The following is an 18,418-nucleotide window of genomic DNA, read 5'->3' on the forward strand; positions in this document are numbered from 1 at the left end:
CCGTACCGGCCGGGTCGACGCTCACGCCAGGATCGAGGCGCGGATCGCCTCGACCGTGATCGCCAGGCCCTCCCGGGCCTCGTCCTCGGTGAGCGTCAGCGGCGGGCCCATCCGGATCACGTTGCCGTAGAGGCCGCCCCTGCCCACCAGCAGGCCACCGGCCCGGCACGCCTCGAAGACGCGGGTGGTCAGCGCCGCGTCCGGTTCCACGGTTCCCGGGTGGACGAACTCGACGGCGAGCATCAGGCCCTTGCCGCGTACCTCGGCGACCTGGTCCAGCCCGGCGGTGGCCGCGCGCAGGCCGTCGCCCAGGATCGCGCCGACCCGGGCGGCGTTGCCCTGGAGGTCGTGGTCGAGCAGGTAGTCGAGCACCGCGTTGCCGGCGGCGGTGGAGACCGGGTTGCCGCCGAACGTGGAGAAGCTGATCGCCGGCACCGACTCCAGCACCTCGGCCCGGCCGACCACCCCGGCCAGGGCGAAGCCGTTTCCGACGCCCTTGGCGAAGGTGAGCAGATCCGGCGTCACGCCGTGCGCCTGGTAGCCCCAGAAGTGCTCACCGGTACGGCCCCACCCGGTCTGCACCTCGTCGCTGATCAGCAGGATGCCGTGCTCGTCGAGCACCTTCTTCCAGGCGGCGAAGAGCCCGTCCGGGCCGTGCACGAAGCCACCCACGCCCTGCACCGGCTCGGCGATCAGGCAGGCCACGTCGCCGGCGGTCTGGGTGGCGAGCACCTCGCGCAGGTCCTCGACCGCCGCGTCGACCCGGTCGGCGGCGTCGAGCCGGGCCAGCAGCCCGCGCAGCCGTTCGCCGGAGTGCAGCCAGGCCACCTGCAACGGGTTGAGCGCGCTGGCCGACCAGCCGCGGTTGCCGGTGACCCCCATCGTCGCGTACGACCGGCCGTGATAGCTGTTGCGGACCGCGAGGATCTGGTGTGAGCGCCGGTGGTTCGTGGCGACCAGCAGCGCGGCCTCGTTCGCCTCGGTGCCGGAGTTGGTGAAGAAGACGCGGGCGTCCGGAATGCCGGAGAGCCGGGCGACCCTCTCGGCCAGCTCGACCTGCCCGCGGATCAGGTAGAGCGTGGAGGTGTGCACGAGGCCCGTCCGCAGTTGCCGTTCGACCGCCTCCCGGATCTCCGGGATGTCGTGACCGACCATCGTGGTCAGCACCCCGCCGAAGAAGTCCAGATAGGTCCGGCCGGCCGCGTCGGTGACCCGGCGGCCGGAACCGGCGACCAGTTCCAGCGGTTCGGCGTAGTAGAGCGGCATCCAGGACGGGAGCACGGCCCGGTGCCGGGCCAGCAGGTCGTCGGAGGTCATCGGCGCACCCTTCAGCGGAGGTGGATCCCCGCACGTTCCCACCACGGCCGGGGCGGGGACAAGACCCGCCGTGAGCCGCGTCCCGCCAGGTCCGGCCGGCGACCGGCGGTAACATCCGCCCCGTGCGGACGGATCAGGTGCGGCTGCCGGACGGCGCGGCGGGGACGACGCGGGAGCGACTCCTGGCCGGGATCAGGTCCTGGGTGGAGTCGCCGCCGGTGCGGCGCCTCGTGGCGCACTTCGGCGGCGACTGGCCCGGCGGCGACCTGGCGGCGGTACTGGCAGGGCTGGACGCGTTCTCCGCCCGCCGCTGGGACTTCCGGCAGGGGCGGGAACGCCCGGACGCCCGGGAGCCGGCCTTCGACCCGGCCACAGCCGGGCTGGTGCGCAGCGCCGCCGCCGCGCTGGGCCTGGTCCGCGCCGTCGCGCCGGCCCGATCCAGGTACGCGCACCTGCTGGTGCTCGGCGGACTGGCGCACGCCTGCCTGCGGCGTACCGCGTACGCGGCGGCGCTGACCCGCACGGCGGCCGAGGTGACCGGCGAGGTGGCCGTGCTGGGCAGTTTCCGGCCGCTCTCCGCGGCCGAGTGCCGCACGCTCGACGCGGCCGGCCTGCCCGGCTGCGCCACCGAGGTGGACGTCCTCGACGCCGGGGTGCGGCTGGCGTTCGGGGTGGACGAGCCGGACGACGAGCGTGGCGACCCGGCCGGCCATCCGCACCGGGCCTGGTCCTCGCGCACCTACCGGCCGGACGGGCTGCCCCCGGTACGGGTGCTCGCCGCGCCGTCCGGCGAACCGGACCGCCGTCGCGCGCACACCGCCGACACGCAGCGGTTCTGGGCCGAGCACGTGCGGCTGCGCGCGGACGACCCGGTGCTGATGGTGACCGCCCCGATCTACGTACCGTTCCAGCACTGCGACGCGCTGCGGACACTCGCCGTGCCGTACGGCTGCGGCATCGAGACGGTCGGGGTGGACCCGGCCGCGCGCGCCGCGGTCGCCGTACCGGAGCCCACCCTGACGCCGGGCCGCTACCTCCAGGAGATCCGGTCGGCGCTGCGGTCGATGCGCGCGCTGCACGCGACGCTGACGGCCGGCTGAAACCGGCGTGCGGTGCCGAAGCTGACTCAGCGGGCGGTATCCGCGACCGCCTGCGCGAACACCTCGGAGCGGTGCTCGAAGTTGCGGAACCGGCCGTAGCTCGGCGCGGCCGGGGACAGCAGCACCACCCCGCCGGCCGGGGTGAGCTTGCGGGACAGCCCGACGGCGGCGACCAGGTCGTCGGCCAGCTCGGTACGCACCGACGGCAGCCCGGACAGCGCCTCCACGATGCGAGGGCCGCTGTCCGGCACGCCGATCACGGTGATCTCCCGGCCGGCCAGGTGCGCGCGCAGCGGGCTGTAGTCCAGCCCCCGGTCGGCGCCGCCGACGATCACGGTCAGCGGCCGTCCCTCGTACGCGTCGATCGCGTGGATGGCCGCGTACGGGCTGGTGGCGAGCGTGTCGTCGACGAACGTGAGCCCGGACGGGTCGGCGATCTCGGTGAGCCGGTGCGCCAGACCCTGGAACTCGGCGACCGCCACGGCGAGGCTGTCCCTGCGCGTCACCACGTCGACGCCGAGCGCGTCCAGCACGGCGAGCGCGACGCAGAGGTTGCCCTCGTTGTGCCGCCCGACCAGCGGCAGCACGGCACGCGGGAACAGCGGCGTGTCCCGCAGGTGGAACCACTGCGTGCCGTCCGGCCCGGTGGCCACGTGCGTGGTGTCCGGCGAGCCGGCCCGGACCGCCGCCCGGTCGCCCAGCTCCGCCGCCAGGCGCGGGTCGGCACCGTTGACCACGACGGCGTGCGGGCCGTGGGCGATCAGGTTCAGCTTGTCCCGGTAGTACTCCCGCTCGCCGCCGTGCGCGTCCAGGTGCTCGGGGAACAGCGCGGTCACCACCGCCACCCGGGGCGAGTCGGTCAGGTCGGAGCACTGGTAGCTGGACAGCTCCAGCACGTACAGCTCCGCCTCGGGCAGGTCCAGCAGCGGCACCCCGATGTTGCCGCCGAACACGTTCGGCCGGTCCATCGCGGTGAGCAGGTGACTGATCAGGCTGGACGTGGTGCTCTTGCCCTTGCTGCCGGTCACCCCGACGGTCCGGTCCGCGTGGTCGGCCATCCACAGCGCGCTGCCCTGCGTGACCGGCACCGACCGGCGGCGCAGTTCCACCATCCACGGGTGGGTGTTCGGCACACCCGGCGAGCGGACCACCACGTCGGCGGCGGCGAGGCGCTCGAAGCCCTCCTCGCCGGTGACCAGTGTCGCCGCGGCGGCGAGCGGACCGTCCCAGGGCAGCGTGAGGAAGTTCGCGCTGTCGTCGACCACCACCAGGCCGGCCGGCCCGTGCGCGGCGATCGCTGTCACCGCGGCCCGGCCCTCGCGGCCGGCGCCCCAGACGGCGACATGACGTCCGCGCAGATCAGACAGGCGCACGGGCACTCCTCGGACTCGGTCGACGCACGGCGGGCAGGGTCCGGCCCAGCCGGACACGGACGGACGAACCAGGGCCTAGTATGGCGTGTGCCCAACGAGCAGCTGCGGCGGATGGACGCCTTCACCTTCCCGTCCTACTCGATCGACTTCGCCACCGGCGAGGTCCTGTTCGACTACGCCCTGACCGGTCCCGACTGCGAACAGCGGTTCACCGAGGTGATCACGCTTCCGCTGCCGGCCGAGCCGGTCCCCGACGCCACCGCGGCCACCCTGGCCCGGGTGCTGGAGCTGCTGCACGTGGTCGCCGGTGTCAGCTACTACAAGGCCGCCGCGCCGTCCCGGCTGGTGCTGCCCGCACCGCTGGGCGCAGCCGCCGTCGAGCTGGTCACCGCCGTCTACACCAAGGGCCTCGCCGAGTACGCGTACCGCAACGAGCTGCCGCACGTGCTGGAACTGCGTCCCGAGGTGCCGTCCGGCACCGTGGACCCGGCGGCGCCGGTGGACAACTCCGACCGCCGTCCGCTGTCGGCGGTGGGTGGCGGCAAGGACTCCATCGTCACGCTGGAGGCGCTGCGCCGCGCCGGCCTCGACCCGGTGCCGTTCTCGGTCAACCCGAACCACGTGATCGTGTCGGTGAACGAGGCGTCCGACCTGGTGCCGCTGGCCGCCCGCCGACGGCTGGACCCGGTGCTGTTCGAGCTGAACGCCGCCGGCGCGCGCAACGGGCACATCCCGGTCACCGCGATCAACTCGCTGATCGCCGTGGCCACCGCCGTCCTGCACGGGCTCGGCCCGGTGGTGATGTCGAACGAGCGCTCCGCGTCCGACCCGAACCTGATCTGGAACGGCCACGAGATCAACCATCAGTGGTCGAAGGGTGTCGAGGCCGAAGGGCTGCTGCGCGCGGCGCTGGCCGAGCACGCCGGGCTCACCGAGCCGTACTTCTCGTTGCTGCGCTCCCTGTCCGAGCTGCACATCGCCCGGCTGTTCGCCGAGATCGACCGGTACGACGCGGTGGTGACCAGCTGCAACGCCGCGTTCAAGCTGCGCGACGCGAGCGAGCGCTGGTGCCGCGACTGCCCGAAGTGCCGGTTCGTGTTCCTGGCGATGGCGCCGTTCATGCCGCGGGCGCGGCTGACCGGCATCTTCGGCGGTGACCTGCTGGCCGACGAGTCCCAGATCCCCGGCTACCGGGAGCTGCTCGGCATCGACGGCCACAAGCCGTTCGAGTGCGTGGGCGAGGTGGAGGAGTCGGTGGTCGCGCTGAGCCTGCTCGCCCAGCAGGAGCAGTGGCGGGACGCCCCTGTGGTACGCGCCCTGGTGGCGGCGCTGCCCGACACCGCCTGGCAGGCGGCGGCGACCTCCGACGTGTTCACCCCCGGCGGTGACAACCACGTCCCCGCCCCCTACGCCAAAGCCCTCACCGCCCTGACCTGACCCCCTCCCCCGCCCGCCCCGGCTCCCATCAGGGGGTGCGGATGGCGTCCAGGGCCAGCAGGGCCACGTGCAGGGACAGGCACCTGTCGACCGAGTCGAGGTCGGCGTCGAGGATGCGGCCGATCCGGGCCAGCCGCTCGTAGAACGCCGGCCGGGACAGGTGCGCGGCGGCGGCACCGGCCGACTTGTTCCGCCCCTGCTCCAGGTAGGCCCGCAGCGTGCCGAGCAACTGCTCCCGCGGGTGCTGTGCGTCATAGGCGAGCAGCGGCCCGAGTTCACGCTCGACGAACGTCTGCAACCGGGGCTCGTCGCGCAACAGGTGCAGCAGCCCGGCCAGCCCCACGTGCGGCAACCGGTAGCAGGGCAGATCCCGGGGATCCCGCCGGGCCGCCTCGGCGACCTGCCGCGCCTCGATCAGCGACCGGCGCGCCTCGCGCAGGCTGCCGACGCCGGACCCGGCCGCCACCACGATCGCGGCCCGGGGCGGCGCGTCGGCCGGTCGCGCGCTCACCGACGCCACGGCCCGTCCGGCGGGACGGTCAGGCGGCTCCGACAGGCGGGACGCCGACGGGCGGGCGGGGGCGGCGTCGAGGCGTACCCGGCGCAACGCCGCGGCGAACGCGGCCAGCGCCTTCTCCTCGGCGGCCGGGTCGGGAAGCGCGAGCAGCGCGCCCACGGCCTGGTCGTCGAGCGGGCTGGTCAGCGCGGTGAGCTTGGCGTCGCGGACGGCCTGGCTGACCGCTTCGGCGAGGTCCCGCAGCCGGGCCGGTCCGGCTTCCGGGCCCTCGGCGTCGGCCTCGCGGTGTCCGCCGCGCCGGGCGGCGGGCTCGTCGTCGGGGGCGCCCGCGTCACCGGACGGCTCGTCGGCGCGGTACCGGACCACCACACCGACCAGGTGCCGGCGGTCCAGGACGACGCCGAGCGCCTTGGCGCGCAGCGCCACCTCGTCCACCGGGCGGGTGTGGTCGATCAGGGCGGTCAGCAGCGTACGGTGGATCTGCCGTTCCAGGCCCTCGGCGTCGCGGCGGATCAGCCGGCCCAGGGCGAGCGTGGAGGCGGCCCGTTCGACCAGGATGGTCAGCCGGGTCGGCGGGGTGGACTCGGTCGCCGGCCAGCGCAGCAGCAGCCGTCCCCAGTCCTGTCCCCGCGCGCCCACGGTGGTGACGAGCCATCCGCTGTCCGGGTCGTACGCGGTGCGCCCGGCGGGGCGGATCTGCCGCGAGTGCCGCTCCCAGCCGTCCAGCAGCAGTTGGGCGTTCTCCCCCGCCGGCTCGTACGCGAGCACCTGCCGGGACAGGTTCTCCAGCACCATCGGGCAGCCGGCCAGCTCGGCGGCCTGCCGCAGCACCTCGCCGGGTTCGGCGCCCTCCACCGACAGCTCGGTGAACCGCTGGTGGATCTCCTCGGTGGCGCGCAGCTCGGTGAGCTGGGCGTCCACGATCAGCGCGTGCACCGCCTCGGTGATGCGGACGAACGGGGTTCCCCGGCGCAGCTCGATCAGGGGCAGGCCGCGGCGTTCGGCGGCGGCGACCATCACCCGGGGCACTCCGCTGACGTAGCGGCGGCCCAGTTCCACCGCCAGCCCGGAGACGCCGACGTCGGCCAGGGCGCCGATGAACTCGCGGAGCCCGGCGTCGTCGCCCGGCAGGCCGATGCCGGTGGTGAGGACCAGTTCCCCGCCGCCGAGCAGGGTGGCGATGTCGGGCACCTCGGCGATGTGCACCCAGCGCACCGGCCGGTCCAGCCCGGCGGTCCCGGCGACCAGGCGCGGCGCGCCGTTGCGCACGGGCACCAGGTCCAGCACCTCACGCACGGTAGGGAACACGGGCGACACGCTACCCTGCGTCACCACCGTTGCCGAAGCCCGGACCGCCCGCGCCACGGGGCCGGCGGACGAGCCGCGGACCGCCGCCCGGAGGGCCGGCGGTCCGCGGACGTCCAGGCGGGAGGCGGCTGTCAGTCGACGCCGAACTCCATCGCGGCCCGGTCGAGTGCCTCGTCCTCGGCGGTGGGTACGCCCCGCGACGCGATGGCCTCCGCGCCGCCCTGCGGCATGGCGCCGATGAGCCCGGTCGAGGCCGCCTGGGCGGCGCCGACGACCCGCTGCGGTACGCCGCCGCCGACCATGCCGACGGAGGCGTACTGCTCCAGCTTGGCCCGGGAGTCGGCGATGTCGAGGTTGCGCATGGTGAGCTGGCCGATCCGGTCGGCCGGGCCGAACGCCGAGTCCTGGGTGCGCTCCATCGACAACTTGTCCGGGTGGTAGCTGAACGCCGGGCCGGTGGTGTCGAGGATCGAGTAGTCCTCGCCCCGGCGCAGCCGCAGCGTGACCTCGCCGGTGACCGCCGTGCCGACCCAGCGCTGCAGCGACTCGCGCAGCATCAGCGCCTGCGGGTCCAGCCAGCGGCCCTCGTACATGAGGCGGCCGAGGCGGCGGCCCTCGTTGTGGTAGTTCGCGAGCGTGTCCTCGTTGTGGATGGCGTTGACGAGCCGCTCGTAGGCGGCGTGCAGCAGCGCCATGCCGGGGGCCTCGTAGATGCCCCGGCTCTTGGCCTCGATGATCCGGTTCTCGATCTGGTCGGACATGCCCAGGCCGTGCCGACCGCCGATGGCGTTCGCCTCCAGCACCAGGTCGACGGCGCTGCCGAACTCCTTGCCGTTGATCGTCACCGGGCGGCCCTGGTCGAAGCCGATGGTGACGTCCTCGGCGGGGATCTCCACGGACGGGTCCCAGAACTTGACGCCCATGATCGGCTCGACCGTCTCGATGCCGGTGTCCAGGTGTTCGAGCGTCTTGGCCTCGTGGGTGGCGCCCCAGATGTTGGCGTCGGTGGAGTACGCCTTCTCGGTGCTGTCCCGGTAGGGCAGGCCGCGTTCGAGCAGCCACTGCGACATCTCGGTGCGGCCGCCCAGCTCGGTGACGAAGTCGGTGTCCAGCCACGGCTTGTAGATCCGCAGCTGCGGGTTGGCCAGCAGGCCGTACCGGTAGAACCGCTCGATGTCGTTGCCCTTGAACGTCGAGCCGTCGCCCCAGATCTGCACGTCGTCGGCGATCATCGCGCGGACGAGCAGCGTGCCGGTGACGGCGCGGCCCAGCGGCGTGGTGTTGAAGTAGGCCCGTCCGCCGGAGCGGATGTGGAAGGCGCCGCAGGTCAGCGCCGCCAGCCCTTCCTCGACCAGCGCGGCGCGACAGTCGACGAGGCGGGCGACCTCGGCGCCGTAGCTGAGCGCGCGGCCGGGCACCGAGGCGATGTCGGGCTCGTCGTACTGGCCGATGTCGGCGGTGTAGGCGCAGGGGACGGCGCCCTTGTCGCGCATCCACGCGACGGCCACCGAGGTGTCGAGGCCGCCGGAGAAGGCGATGCCGACACGTTCGCCGATGGGCAGGGAGGTGAGAACCTTGGACACAAGAAAGATTATGCACGGCATCGCATGGTCATGCAAGCCGCTCGTCAGATCAAATCCTCCCGCCCCAGCTCCCAGAACGCCACCGCCGCGGCGGCGGCCACGTTCAGCGAGTCCACGCCGCGCCGCATCGGGATCACCACCCGCACGTCGCTGGCCGCCTGCGCCGCCGCGGTCAGGCCCGGCCCCTCCGCACCCAGCAGCAACGCCGCCCGCTCCCGCTGCGCCGGGGCCAGCCGCTGCATCGGTACGGCATCCGGCGCGGGCGTCATCGCGAGCACGGTGAACCCGGCCGCCCGAACCTGGTCCAGCCCTTCCGGCCAGCGGTCGAGCTTGGCGTACGGCACCGCGAACACCTCGCCCATGCTGACCCGTACGCTGCGCCGGTACAGCGGGTCGGCGCAGGTGGGCGACAGCAGCACCGCGTCGAGGCCGAGCGCGGCCGCGCCCCGGAAGATCGCCCCCAGATTGGTGTGGTTGTTGACGTCCTCCAGGATCACCACCCGCCGGGCCGCCGCCAGCACCTCGTCGGCGGAGCGCAGCGGCTTGCGGTGGAACGACGCGAGCACGCCCCGGTGCACGTGGAAGCCGGTGGCGCGCTGCAGCACGTCGGGCGTGGCCGCGTACACCGGCGCGTCACCGGTGTCCAGGTCGGCGAGCTGGTCGACCCGCTTGGCGTCGACCAGGTACGACCGCGCCGGGTAGCCGGCCCGCAGCGCCCGCCGCAGCACCAGCTCCCCCTCGGCGATGAACAGCCCGTGCGGCGGTTCCCAGCGGGTACGCAGCTCCACGTCGGTGAGCGCGCGGTAGTCGGCGATCCGGTCGTCGTCGGGGTCGGTGATCTCGTGGACGGGCACCAGGCGATTCTGCCCGGCCCGCCCGGCCGCTCCGGCGCGGGCCGGGTTTCCGCCGCCCCGCGCGGGGAACGGAGCCGGAAGGCCGACGGCGACGGAGGGACCACCATGGGCGCGGATCACGACGGCAACCTCCCCCGCGACGCCACAGTCGCCGACTACCTGGTGGCCCGGCTCGCCGAGTGGGGCGTGCACCGCTACTACGGCTATCCCGGCGACGGGATCAACGGCATGACCTCGGCGTTGCAACGCGCCCAGGGGCGGGCCCGATTCATCCAGGTACGGCACGAGGAAACCGCCGGTTTCGCGGCCGGCGCCCACGTCAAGTACGGCGGCGGCCCGCTCGGCTGCGTGGTGGTGACCAGCGGTCCGGGCGCGATCCACGCGCTGAACGGCCTCTACGACGCCAAGCTCGACCACCAGCCGGTGGTGGCGCTGCTCGGGCACACCGCGCTGCCCGCCGAGGGCGGCGGCTACTACCAGGAGGTGGACCTGCTCTCGCTCTACAAGGACGTGGCGTCGGCCTTCCTGGCCCAGCTCGACGACCCGTCCCAGGCCCGGCACCTGGTCGACCGCGCCTGCCGCACGGCGCTGGCCCGGCGTACGGTGACCGCCCTGGTCCTGCCGTCGGACGTGCAGGACCTGCCGGCGGTGCCGCACCCGCCGCACGCCCACGGCTACTACCACACCAGCGCGGTGCCGAGCAGCGAGCCGACCGTGCCGCCGGAGGCCGACGTGCGCCGCGCCGCCGAGGTGCTGCGCGGTGGCGAGCGGGTGGCGATGCTCGTCGGGCAGGGCGCGCTGGGCGCCGAGGACGAGGTTCGCCGGATCGCCGACCGGCTCGGCGCCGGGGTCGCCACCGCGCTGCTCGGCTTCACCGCCGTCGACCACCGCCAGCCCTGGGTGACGGGCGCGATCGGCCTGCTCGGCAGCCGCCCGAGCTGGCAGCTCATGCGCGAGTGCGACCGGCTGCTGATCGTCGGCAGCCAGATGCCGTACTCGGAGTTCTACCCGCCGGAGGGCCAGGCCCGGGCGGTGCAGATCGACATCGACGGCACCCGGATGGGGTTGCGCTACCCGACCGAGGTGAACCTGACCGGCGACGCCGGGCCGACGCTGCGCGCCCTGCTCGATGAGCTGGGCCCGGGGCCGGGCCCGACCGCCTGGCGGGCCACCCTCGCCGACGCCACCGGCAAGTGGCGGGCCTCGCAACGGGAGGTCGCCGCCCAGCCCGCCGAGCCGGTCAACCCGCAGTCGCTGTTCACCACGCTCGACGACGCGCTGCCGGACGACGCCATGCTCGCGGTGGACTGCGGCACCGCCACCGCCTGGTACGCCCGGCACGTCCGGGTCCGCCCCGGCATGCTGGCCAGCCTCTCCGGCACGCTGCTCTCCATGGGCGGCGGCATGCCGTACGCGCTGGCGGCGAAGTTCGCCCACCCCGATCGGCCGGTGATCGCGTTGCTCGGCGACGGCGCGATGCAGATGAACGGCGTCAACGAGCTGATCACGGTGGCGAAGTACTGGCGGGAGTGGCCCGACCCCCGGTTCGTGGTGCTGGTGCTCAACAACCGGGACCTGGCGTTCGTCAGCTGGGAACAGCGCTCCGGCGAGGGCACGCCGATGTTCCCGGACAGCCAGGACCTGCCGGACGTGGCGTACCACAGGTGGGCCGAGGTGCTGGGCCTCGGCGGTGAGCTGGTCGACTCCCCGGACCGGGTGGACGGCCTGTGGCAGCGGGTGCTCGACGCGGACCGCCCGGTGGTGGTCAACGCGGTGGTGGACCCGGCCGAGCTGATGCTGCCGCCGCACTTCACCGTCGAGCAGGCCCGCAAGACCGCCGCCGCGGTGCTGCGCGGCGACAGCGACCGGGCCGGCATCGTGCGGCGCGGCGTACCGGCCGCGCTCGCCACGTACCGGCCCCGCCGCCGGGGCCGCTGAGGCGTCAGGCCCGCGCGTACCGCAGCAGCACCGACCGTCCGTCGAACGTGCGCGTCTCGACCAGCCGCAGCTGCTGCCGGGCCAGGTCGGGCAGCACCTGCCGGCCGCCGCCGAGCACCACCGGGTGCACGATCACCTCGTAGGTGTCGACGAGCCCGAGCGCGGCCAGCGCCGTCGCCGCGCCGGTGCCGCCGGTGACCAGCAGGCCGCCGGGGAACCGATCGCGGATCCCGGCGAACTCCTTCGCCAGGTCGCCGCCGCCGACCACCAGGGCGCCGTGGGAGGCCTCGGCGAGCGTGCGGGACACCACGACCTTCGGGGTACGCCGCCAGATCGGCGCGAACGCCAGGTCGTGCGGATGATCGGAGATCGACTCGGCCTGCGGCCAGTACGAGGACATCAGCTCCCACACCCGCCGTCCGTAGACGAAGGCGTCGGCCCGCTCGGCCAGGCCGATCGAGTACGCGGACAGCTCCTCCCCCATCTCCGGCCAGTCGAACTCGCCGTTCGGCCCCTCGATGAAACCGTCGACCGACGTGTGCACCCCGTAGACGACAGTGCCCATGCGCTGCTCCTCCGCGTCGCGGCGCGTCCCGGCCGGACGCGCTCACCGCTGGGTCGGAGCCGCCGTCCCGGATCCGACAGTTCGTTGTCCGGGTGCGGCGTTAAAAAGGGGCCCTTCCTCTACCTGAGGCGTTAAGAAGGGGCCCTTCCTTAACCGCGCCCGCGCAGCCAGCGGAGCACGTCGGAGGGCAGCTCGCTCTCCTCGCGCTGCTCCGGCTCGGTCCGGCGGGGCGGCTGCGGGCGCTGCGGGTCGCCGACCAGCGCCCGGCTCGGCGCGGTGAACTCGGCCACCGGCTCGCCGGTGAGCGCCGTCTTGATGGTCCGGGCCACCGCGTCGATCACCTTCGCCTGCACGGCGGAGCCGACCAGGTCGGTGACGTCGTCCGGGTTGGCGGCGATGCCGGCGACCGCGATCTGCGGGGTGTACCCGACGAACGTCTCGGTGGCGTTGCGCTCCGAGCTGCCGGTCTTGCCGGCCACCGGACGGCCGACGATCGAGTCGACGGCGGTGGCGGTGCCGCCGTTGCACTGCCCGAACGCCGACTGCTGGCCGACCGGGCACCGGGCCGCGTCGGTGGCGGCGCGGGCCACGTCCGGTTCGAGCACCCGGTTGCAGGACGGCTGCGCCACGTCGACGGCGTCGCCGTCGGGCGCGGTCACCGAGACCACCGGCAGCGGCGTGCAGTACGTGCCCTCGGCGGCCACCGTCGCGTACGCGTTCGCCAGGTCCAGCGGGGTCGTGGCGGCCACCCCGAGCGTGAATGCGCCCCAGTTCGCGGCGTCGTCGCGGGCGAACGCGGCGTCGGAGTCGGCCCGGAAGGTGATGCCGAGACGCTGGGCCATCTCCACCACCTTGTCCTCGCCGACCTGCTCGGCCAGCCAGACGAAGTACGTGTTGACGGAGCGGCCGAAGCCGTCCCACATCATCCGGTAGCCGTCCATCCACTGCGGGTTGGCGTTCGCCGGGCACCACGTGCCGTCGCAGTTACCCTCGTCGTCCGAGGCGTACCGGGTGGGCAGCCGGCTGGGGGCGTCGAAGCCGGTGGCCAGCGGCTTGCCGGCCTCCAGCGCGGCCAGCATGGTGAACATCTTGAACGTCGAGCCGGCCTGGTAGCCGTCGACGCTGGCGCCGCCGGAGATCAGCGGGTTGACCGTGTTCGGGTGGTTGGCCTGCCCGTCCGGGTTGTCGTCGAGGCTGTAGTGCCGGTTCACCGCCATGGCGAGCACCCGGCCGGTGCCGGGCTCGACCGCCGCGATCGGCAACGCCCGCTTGTTGCCGTACCCGTAGACCTCGGTGGCCTGCTCCTGCGCGGTCTGCTGGATCTTCGGATCGAGCGTGGTGACGACCCGGTAGCCGCCCCGGCGCAGCGCCTGCTCCCGCTCCTCGGGCGTGCTGCCGAAGGCCGGCTGGGTGAGCCACCAGCGGCGCAGGTAGTCACAGAAGAAGCCCCAGCCGTCGTGGTCCCGGGCGGTGGCGGTGCAGCCGTTGGGCTGGGCGGTCGGGCGAAGCGTGAGCGCCTCGGCCTTCGCCGCGGCGGCCTGTTGCGCGGTGATCGCGCCGGTCTCGGCCATCGCGTCGAGCACGTACCCGCGCCGGGCCAGCGCCTGGTCCTTGTCGCCGTCGATCGGGCTGTACGCGTCGGGCGACTGGACCAGACCGGCGAGCAGCGCCGCCTCGCCCAGCGTCAGGTCCGCCGGGGCCTTGCCGAAGTAGCGCTGGCTCGCGGCGGCGACGCCGTACGCGCCGGAGCCGAAGTACGCGATGTTGAGGTAGCGGTTGAGGATCTCGTCCTTGGACAGCGACTGCTCCAGCGCGTTCGCGTACCGGATCTCCTGGAGCTTGCGCCCGACGGTCTGCTCGGTGGCGGCCTGCCGCTCCTCGGGGGTGCGGTTCGGGTCGGTCTTGAGCACGTTGCGGACGTACTGCATGGTCAGCGTGGAGCCGCCCTGCTCGGTGCCGCCTCCCTTGACGTTCGCCACCAGCGCGCGGGCGATGCCGCGCAGGTCCGTGCCGCCGTGCGAGTAGAACCGCCGGTCCTCGGCCGCGATGATCGCCTGCCGCATCACCGGGGCGATCTCGTCCAGCGACACGTCGGTGCGGTTCACGTCGTAGAACGTGGTGATCAGCGTCTTGCCGTCGTTGGCGTAGAGGTAGGAGCGCTGCGGCTGCACCGGGGTGCGCAGCGCGTCGGGCAGGTCCGCGTACGCGCCGAGCGCGGCCCGGGCGGCGAACCCGCCGAGCAGGCCGCCGGGAAGCGCGGCGAGCGCGAGGACGAGCCCGGCGAGCAGGCCGGCCAGCAGCACGGTGAACAGCCGCGACAGCGGCGACCTGGGAGACGGCATGGACGCAAGGATTGCCACTGAAGCCGCCTGACGGCCACCTCGTCAGGCAACTGTCAGTTACTTCACGGCAACCGCCCAGCTGAGGAAACGGTCAGCCGGCCCCGAGTGGGCCCTTCGGTGACGCGGGCGGCAGGGGTGCGGCGGCGACGCTGGCGGCGGCCGCGTCCCGGGCGATCGTCTCGGGCACCAGGCGGCCACTGCGGTAGCCGATGCCGATGCCGGCGACCAGCACGAAGAGCGCGCCGAACGTCTGCAGCGAGCCGATCAGCGCGCCTCCGAGGCCGAGCAGTGGGGCGGCGATCATCAGCATCGTCCCGTCGCCGTAGGAGAACATGCCGGACCGGGCGACCGACCAGCCGGTCAGGAACCAGCCCGCGCTGTAGAGGGTGGCGCCGAACAGCACGATGCCGCGGGCGGTCACGCCGAACACCGGCGTCTGCTCGGCCAGCCCGGCGAACGGCAGCATCAGCACCATCCCGCCGATGCTCGCGAGCAGCCCGGCCAGCGCGACGCGGCGGCAGCGGGTGGCGGCGAGCAGGCCGGTGAGGGCGAGCAGGGCGAGCAGGCCGAGCCACACCGAGGCGACCCAGCCGACCAGGTAGAGCGGCCGGCCGTCGGCCGGGTACGGGTCGTTGCCCACCCCGCCGTCGCTGGCCATCGCCACCACGCCGTAGAGGACCGCGTACGCCGGAAGCAGCCAGACCGCCGCGCGGGCGAACCGGCGGATCGACCAGGCCCAGGTGGCGTCGGTCGCGGGCGCTCCCCGGCCGGGTTCGGAGACGAACGGCAGGACCCCGAAACCCCCGCCGGCACGCCGGGATCCGATCGGCCCGGCGGGGTCGTGCGCGCCGGGGACCGGGGTACGGGAGAACAGCCGGTTCGCCGAGTCCTTCATGCCTCACCTCGTTCGCGCCGCGGGCGGCCCGGGACGCGCAACGGCGCTCCGGCCCTGCTCACCACCCGTCCTCAAGACCGATGGTGGCAGCCGCCGGAGCGCCGTATGAGGGATTCTCGGATTTGCCGGTCAGCCCCGCTCGCGCTGGTCCGCCGGGTCGTTCACCAGGCTGGCCGGTGACACCGGCTCCGGCGCGGGCAGCCCCTTCGGGTTGTTCCCGCCGGTGGCCTGCGCCTCCGCCACGCGTACCTCGTCGTGGATCTCCCGGGCCGCGGTGGCCGCGGCCTGGGCGGCCTCGGCGGCCTCCCGCTCGACCTCGCCGGCGCTCTTGGACGCCTCCGGCGACGGCTGGTCGCCGGCCATGTTGGCCAGCCCGCCCAGCGCGCCACCCATGCCCTCCAGGGCCTTGGTCAGCTCGGTCGGGACGATCCAGACCTTGTTGGCCGAGCCGTTGGCGATCTGCGGCAGCGCCTGGAGGTACTGGTAGGCCAGCACCTTCTGGCTCGGGTTGGCGGTGTGGATCGCGTCGAAGACGGTACGGATCGCCTTGGCCTGGCCCTCTGCCTGGAGGATCCGGGCCTGCCGGTCACCGTCGGCGCGCAGCACGGCGGCCTGCTTCTCGCCCTCGGCGGTGAGGATCTGCGACTGCTTGTGCCCCTCGGCGTTGAGGATCGCGGCACGACGGTCCCGCTCGGCGCGCATCTGCTTCTCCATCGAGTCGCGGATGCTCGGCGGCGGCTCGATCGCCTTGATCTCGACCCGGGTCACCTTGATGCCCCAGCGGCCGGTGGTCTCGTCCAGCACGCCGGACAGGTGCCGGTTGATCTCCTCGCGGCTGGTCAGCGCGCGCTCCAGGTCGAGCGAGCCGATCACGTTACGCAGCGTGGTGACGGTGAGCTGCTCGATGGCCTGGAGGAAGTTGGAGATCTCGTAGGTGGCGCGAACCGAGTCGACCACCTTGAAGTAGAGGACCGTGTCGATCGAGACGACCAGGTTGTCCGAGGTGATCACCGGCTGGGGCGGGAAGCTGACCACCTGCTCGCGCATGTCGACCTTGGTGCGCACCGCGTCGACGAACGGCACCAGCAGGTTGAGGCCCGGGTTCAGGGTGCGCTTGTACCGTCCCAGTCGCTCCACCACGTCCTGACGCTGCTGCGGCACGATCCGCACCGCCTTGAACAGCGTCACCACAGCGATCAACGCCACCGCGATCATCAGGATCGCCAGAAACTCCATACCGTTCACCTTTTCGCTTCGGGCAGCTCGCCCGGGGTGGAAATGTCGTCCTGCCACACCAGGGCGGTAGCGCCCCGGACCTTGATCACCTGCACGTGCTCACCCTCGGCGTACGTGCGCGTCACGTCGTACGAGCGGGCCGTCCACAGCTCACCACCGATTTTGACCATGCCCCGGTCGGCGTCGACCGGCTCCAGGACCACAGCCGTGGCCCCCTCCAGCGCCTCGACCCCGAACGGCTGCTCACCGGTCTCCAGCGACGGCCGGGCGTGCCGCCGGACCACCGGACGGACCACCGCCACCGACAGCGCCGACACCACCGCGAAGACCACGGCCTGGAGCGCCACCGGCGCACCGAGCGCGGCGGCGCCGGCGGCGGCGAACGCCCCGACCCCGAACATGATCAGGAAAAGCGTCGTCGTGAAGATCTCGGCGACCGCCAATACCACACCCAGAACGATCCAGAACACGGCGTCCACGAGAACAATCCTGACACGTCGGCGCAACTGTCATCGAACTGTCATGATCGCTAGGCTCGGCACGGCGTACCGCGCCGCCCGCCGACGAGGAGGACGACATGCCCCTGCTGCCCGAGACCGCGCGTCAGGTGGACCTGCTGGTCGCCCGGGCCCAGGCCGAAGGGCGCGGTCCCTCGCTCGCCCTCGGCGTGGTCCGCGACGCCCGGCCGGCGCACCTGGCGGTCGCCGGGGAGACGCCCCGCCCGGACGGCGACCTCCAGTACCGGGTCGGCTCGATCACCAAGACCATGACCGCGGTGCTGGTGATGCAGCAGCGCGACGCCGGCCGGCTGGCGCTCGACGACCCGTTGGACGCCCACCTGCCCGGCACCCCGGTCGGCGCGGTGACCGTGCGCCAGCTACTCGGCCACGTCAGCGGCCTGCAACGCGAGCCGGACGGCGACTGGTGGGAGCGCGCCGAGGGCACGGACCTGGCCACGCTGCTGGCCGGGCTGACCCCGGACAAGATCGCCCACCCGCCGCACTTCGTCTACCACTACTCGAACCTGGCGTACGGGCTGCTCGGCGCCGTGCTGGAACGGACCACCGGCACCCCGTGGGCGGACCTGCTGACCGAGCGGCTGCTGACGCCGCTGGGCATGCGCCGCACCACGTACCACCCGGCCCAGCCGTACGCCCGCGGCTACGTCGTGCACCCCTGGGACGAGACGCTGCGGGAGGAGCCGCGTACCGACACCGGCGCGATGGCACCGGCCGGGCAGCTCTGGTCGACCGTCGAGGACCTGGGCCGCTGGGCGGCGTTCCTGGCCGACCCGGACCCGGCGCTGCTCTCCCCCGCCACGCTCACCGAGATGTGCGCGCCCATGGTGATCAACGACCTGGACTCGTGGACCGGCGGGCACGGCCTCGGCATCGAACTCTACCGGGTGGGCGACCGGGTGTACGCCGGCCACGGCGGCTCCATGCCGGGGTACGTCGCCGGCCTGGCCGTGCACCGGCCCACCCGCACCGCCGTGGTCACCTTCGCCAACTCGTACGGGCTGCGCGGCCACCACATCGGCGCGCTCGGGCGGGAGGCGCTCACGCTGGTGCTGGACGCCGAACCGGCCGCGCCCGCACCCTGGCGCCCGGCCGACCCGCCCGCCGCCGACGTGGCTGCGCTGACCGGCCGCTGGTGGTGGATGGGCGGCGAGTACGAGTTCCGCGTCGACGCCTCCGGTGACCTGGTCGGCGGCCTGGCGGGCAAGCCGTTGCTCCGGTTCACTCCCGAGGGACCGGACCGGTGGCGGGGCCGCTCCGGCCCCCAGGACGGCGAGATCCTGACGGTGATCCGCGACGGCTCCGGCACCCCGGCAGCCCTCGACATGGCCACCTTCGTCCTGACCCGCTCCCCCGACCAGACCCCCTGACCCCCTTCGCCCCGCCCCGAAGGAAGCCTCGGGGCGGGCAGGGTGGGCGGAGCCGGCGCACGACG

Annotated in this window: 14 protein-coding genes; 4 read left to right on the forward strand and 10 right to left on the reverse strand. The window is 73.6% G+C overall.

The genetic code is table 11. The annotated features are described in order from the left end of the window. Nucleotides 1–21: 21 nt before the first annotated feature. Nucleotides 22–1,317 (reverse strand): aspartate aminotransferase family protein, encoded by a 1,296-nt coding sequence (locus tag GA0070215_RS18980; protein WP_091048088.1) that lies wholly within the window; start codon nt 1,315–1,317, stop codon nt 22–24. A 137-nt stretch (nt 1,318–1,454) separates the two neighbouring features. Here GA0070215_RS18980 and GA0070215_RS18985 point away from each other — a divergent pair, with 137 nt between their 5' ends. Continuing rightward, on the forward strand, nt 1,455–2,417 hold the full coding sequence (locus GA0070215_RS18985; protein ID WP_091048255.1) for a hypothetical protein: 963 nt from the start codon (nt 1,455–1,457) through the stop codon (nt 2,415–2,417). 26 nt (nt 2,418–2,443) lie between these two features. On the opposite strand, the gene murD is transcribed toward GA0070215_RS18985, so the two are convergent. Next, nucleotides 2,444–3,790 (reverse strand): UDP-N-acetylmuramoyl-L-alanine--D-glutamate ligase, encoded by a 1,347-nt coding sequence (gene murD / locus GA0070215_RS18990; RefSeq protein ID WP_091048258.1) that lies wholly within the window; start codon nt 3,788–3,790, stop codon nt 2,444–2,446. Between the two features lie 87 nt (nt 3,791–3,877). Between murD and GA0070215_RS18995 the strand changes: the two genes are divergently transcribed. Next, nucleotides 3,878–5,227, forward strand: a complete 1,350-nt coding sequence (locus GA0070215_RS18995; RefSeq protein WP_091048092.1) for a MurL-like N-terminal domain-containing — start codon at nt 3,878–3,880, stop codon at nt 5,225–5,227. A gap of 28 nt (nt 5,228–5,255) precedes the next feature. On the opposite strand, the gene GA0070215_RS19000 is transcribed toward GA0070215_RS18995, so the two are convergent. The 3 genes from GA0070215_RS19000 to GA0070215_RS19010 all read right to left on the reverse strand — a co-directional run bounded on the left by GA0070215_RS19000 (nt 5,256) and on the right by GA0070215_RS19010 (nt 9,609). Further along, nucleotides 5,256–7,052 (reverse strand): PucR family transcriptional regulator, encoded by a 1,797-nt coding sequence (locus GA0070215_RS19000; RefSeq protein WP_446686008.1) that lies wholly within the window; start codon nt 7,050–7,052, stop codon nt 5,256–5,258. A gap of 131 nt (nt 7,053–7,183) precedes the next feature. Further along, nucleotides 7,184–8,635 carry an argininosuccinate synthase gene (argG, locus tag GA0070215_RS19005; RefSeq protein WP_018788352.1) on the reverse strand — a complete coding sequence of 484 codons (1,452 nt, stop codon included), beginning with the start codon at nt 8,633–8,635 and terminating at the stop codon, nt 7,184–7,186. A gap of 44 nt (nt 8,636–8,679) precedes the next feature. Beyond that, nucleotides 8,680–9,609, reverse strand: coding sequence for a TrmH family RNA methyltransferase (locus GA0070215_RS19010; RefSeq protein WP_377468075.1), 930 nt, complete (start codon nt 9,607–9,609; stop codon nt 8,680–8,682). Here GA0070215_RS19010 and GA0070215_RS19015 point away from each other — a divergent pair. Then, nucleotides 9,595–11,427 (forward strand): thiamine pyrophosphate-requiring protein, encoded by a 1,833-nt coding sequence (locus GA0070215_RS19015; protein WP_091048262.1) that lies wholly within the window; start codon nt 9,595–9,597, stop codon nt 11,425–11,427. The two genes, GA0070215_RS19010 and GA0070215_RS19015, sit on opposite strands and share 15 nt — an antisense overlap. Nucleotides 11,428–11,431: 4 nt before the next feature. Here GA0070215_RS19015 and GA0070215_RS19020 read toward each other — a convergent pair whose 3' ends face one another. From GA0070215_RS19020 to GA0070215_RS19040, 5 genes are all read right to left on the reverse strand, one after another. Next, nucleotides 11,432–11,992: a dihydrofolate reductase family protein gene (locus tag GA0070215_RS19020; RefSeq protein ID WP_091048103.1), complete on the reverse strand. Its 561-nt coding sequence runs from the start codon at nt 11,990–11,992 to the stop codon at nt 11,432–11,434. 149 nt (nt 11,993–12,141) lie between these two features. After that, nucleotides 12,142–14,334: a transglycosylase domain-containing protein gene (locus GA0070215_RS19025; RefSeq protein WP_244167052.1), complete on the reverse strand. Its 2,193-nt coding sequence runs from the start codon at nt 14,332–14,334 to the stop codon at nt 12,142–12,144. Between the two features lie 91 nt (nt 14,335–14,425). Beyond that, the gene (locus GA0070215_RS19030; RefSeq protein ID WP_018788357.1) at nt 14,426–15,229 is read right to left on the reverse strand and encodes a hypothetical protein; all 804 of its coding nucleotides are present in this window, start codon (nt 15,227–15,229) and stop codon (nt 14,426–14,428) included. A 129-nt stretch (nt 15,230–15,358) separates the two neighbouring features. Further along, a complete protein-coding gene (locus tag GA0070215_RS19035; protein WP_018788358.1) occupies nt 15,359–16,465 on the reverse strand; it encodes an SPFH domain-containing protein in 1,107 nt (368 codons plus the stop codon). Between the two features lie 5 nt (nt 16,466–16,470). Continuing rightward, the gene (locus tag GA0070215_RS19040) at nt 16,471–16,944 is read right to left on the reverse strand and encodes an NfeD family protein (protein WP_018788359.1); all 474 of its coding nucleotides are present in this window, start codon (nt 16,942–16,944) and stop codon (nt 16,471–16,473) included. Nucleotides 16,945–17,042: 98 nt separating this feature from the next. Between GA0070215_RS19040 and GA0070215_RS19045 the strand changes: the two genes are divergently transcribed. Further along, nucleotides 17,043–18,353: a serine hydrolase domain-containing protein gene (locus GA0070215_RS19045; RefSeq protein WP_091048110.1), complete on the forward strand. Its 1,311-nt coding sequence runs from the start codon at nt 17,043–17,045 to the stop codon at nt 18,351–18,353. Nucleotides 18,354–18,418 lie beyond the last annotated feature (65 nt).

It is taken from the genome of Micromonospora marina (assembly GCF_900091565.1).
In the GTDB taxonomy this organism is placed as follows: Bacteria; Actinomycetota; Actinomycetes; order Mycobacteriales; family Micromonosporaceae; genus Micromonospora; species Micromonospora marina.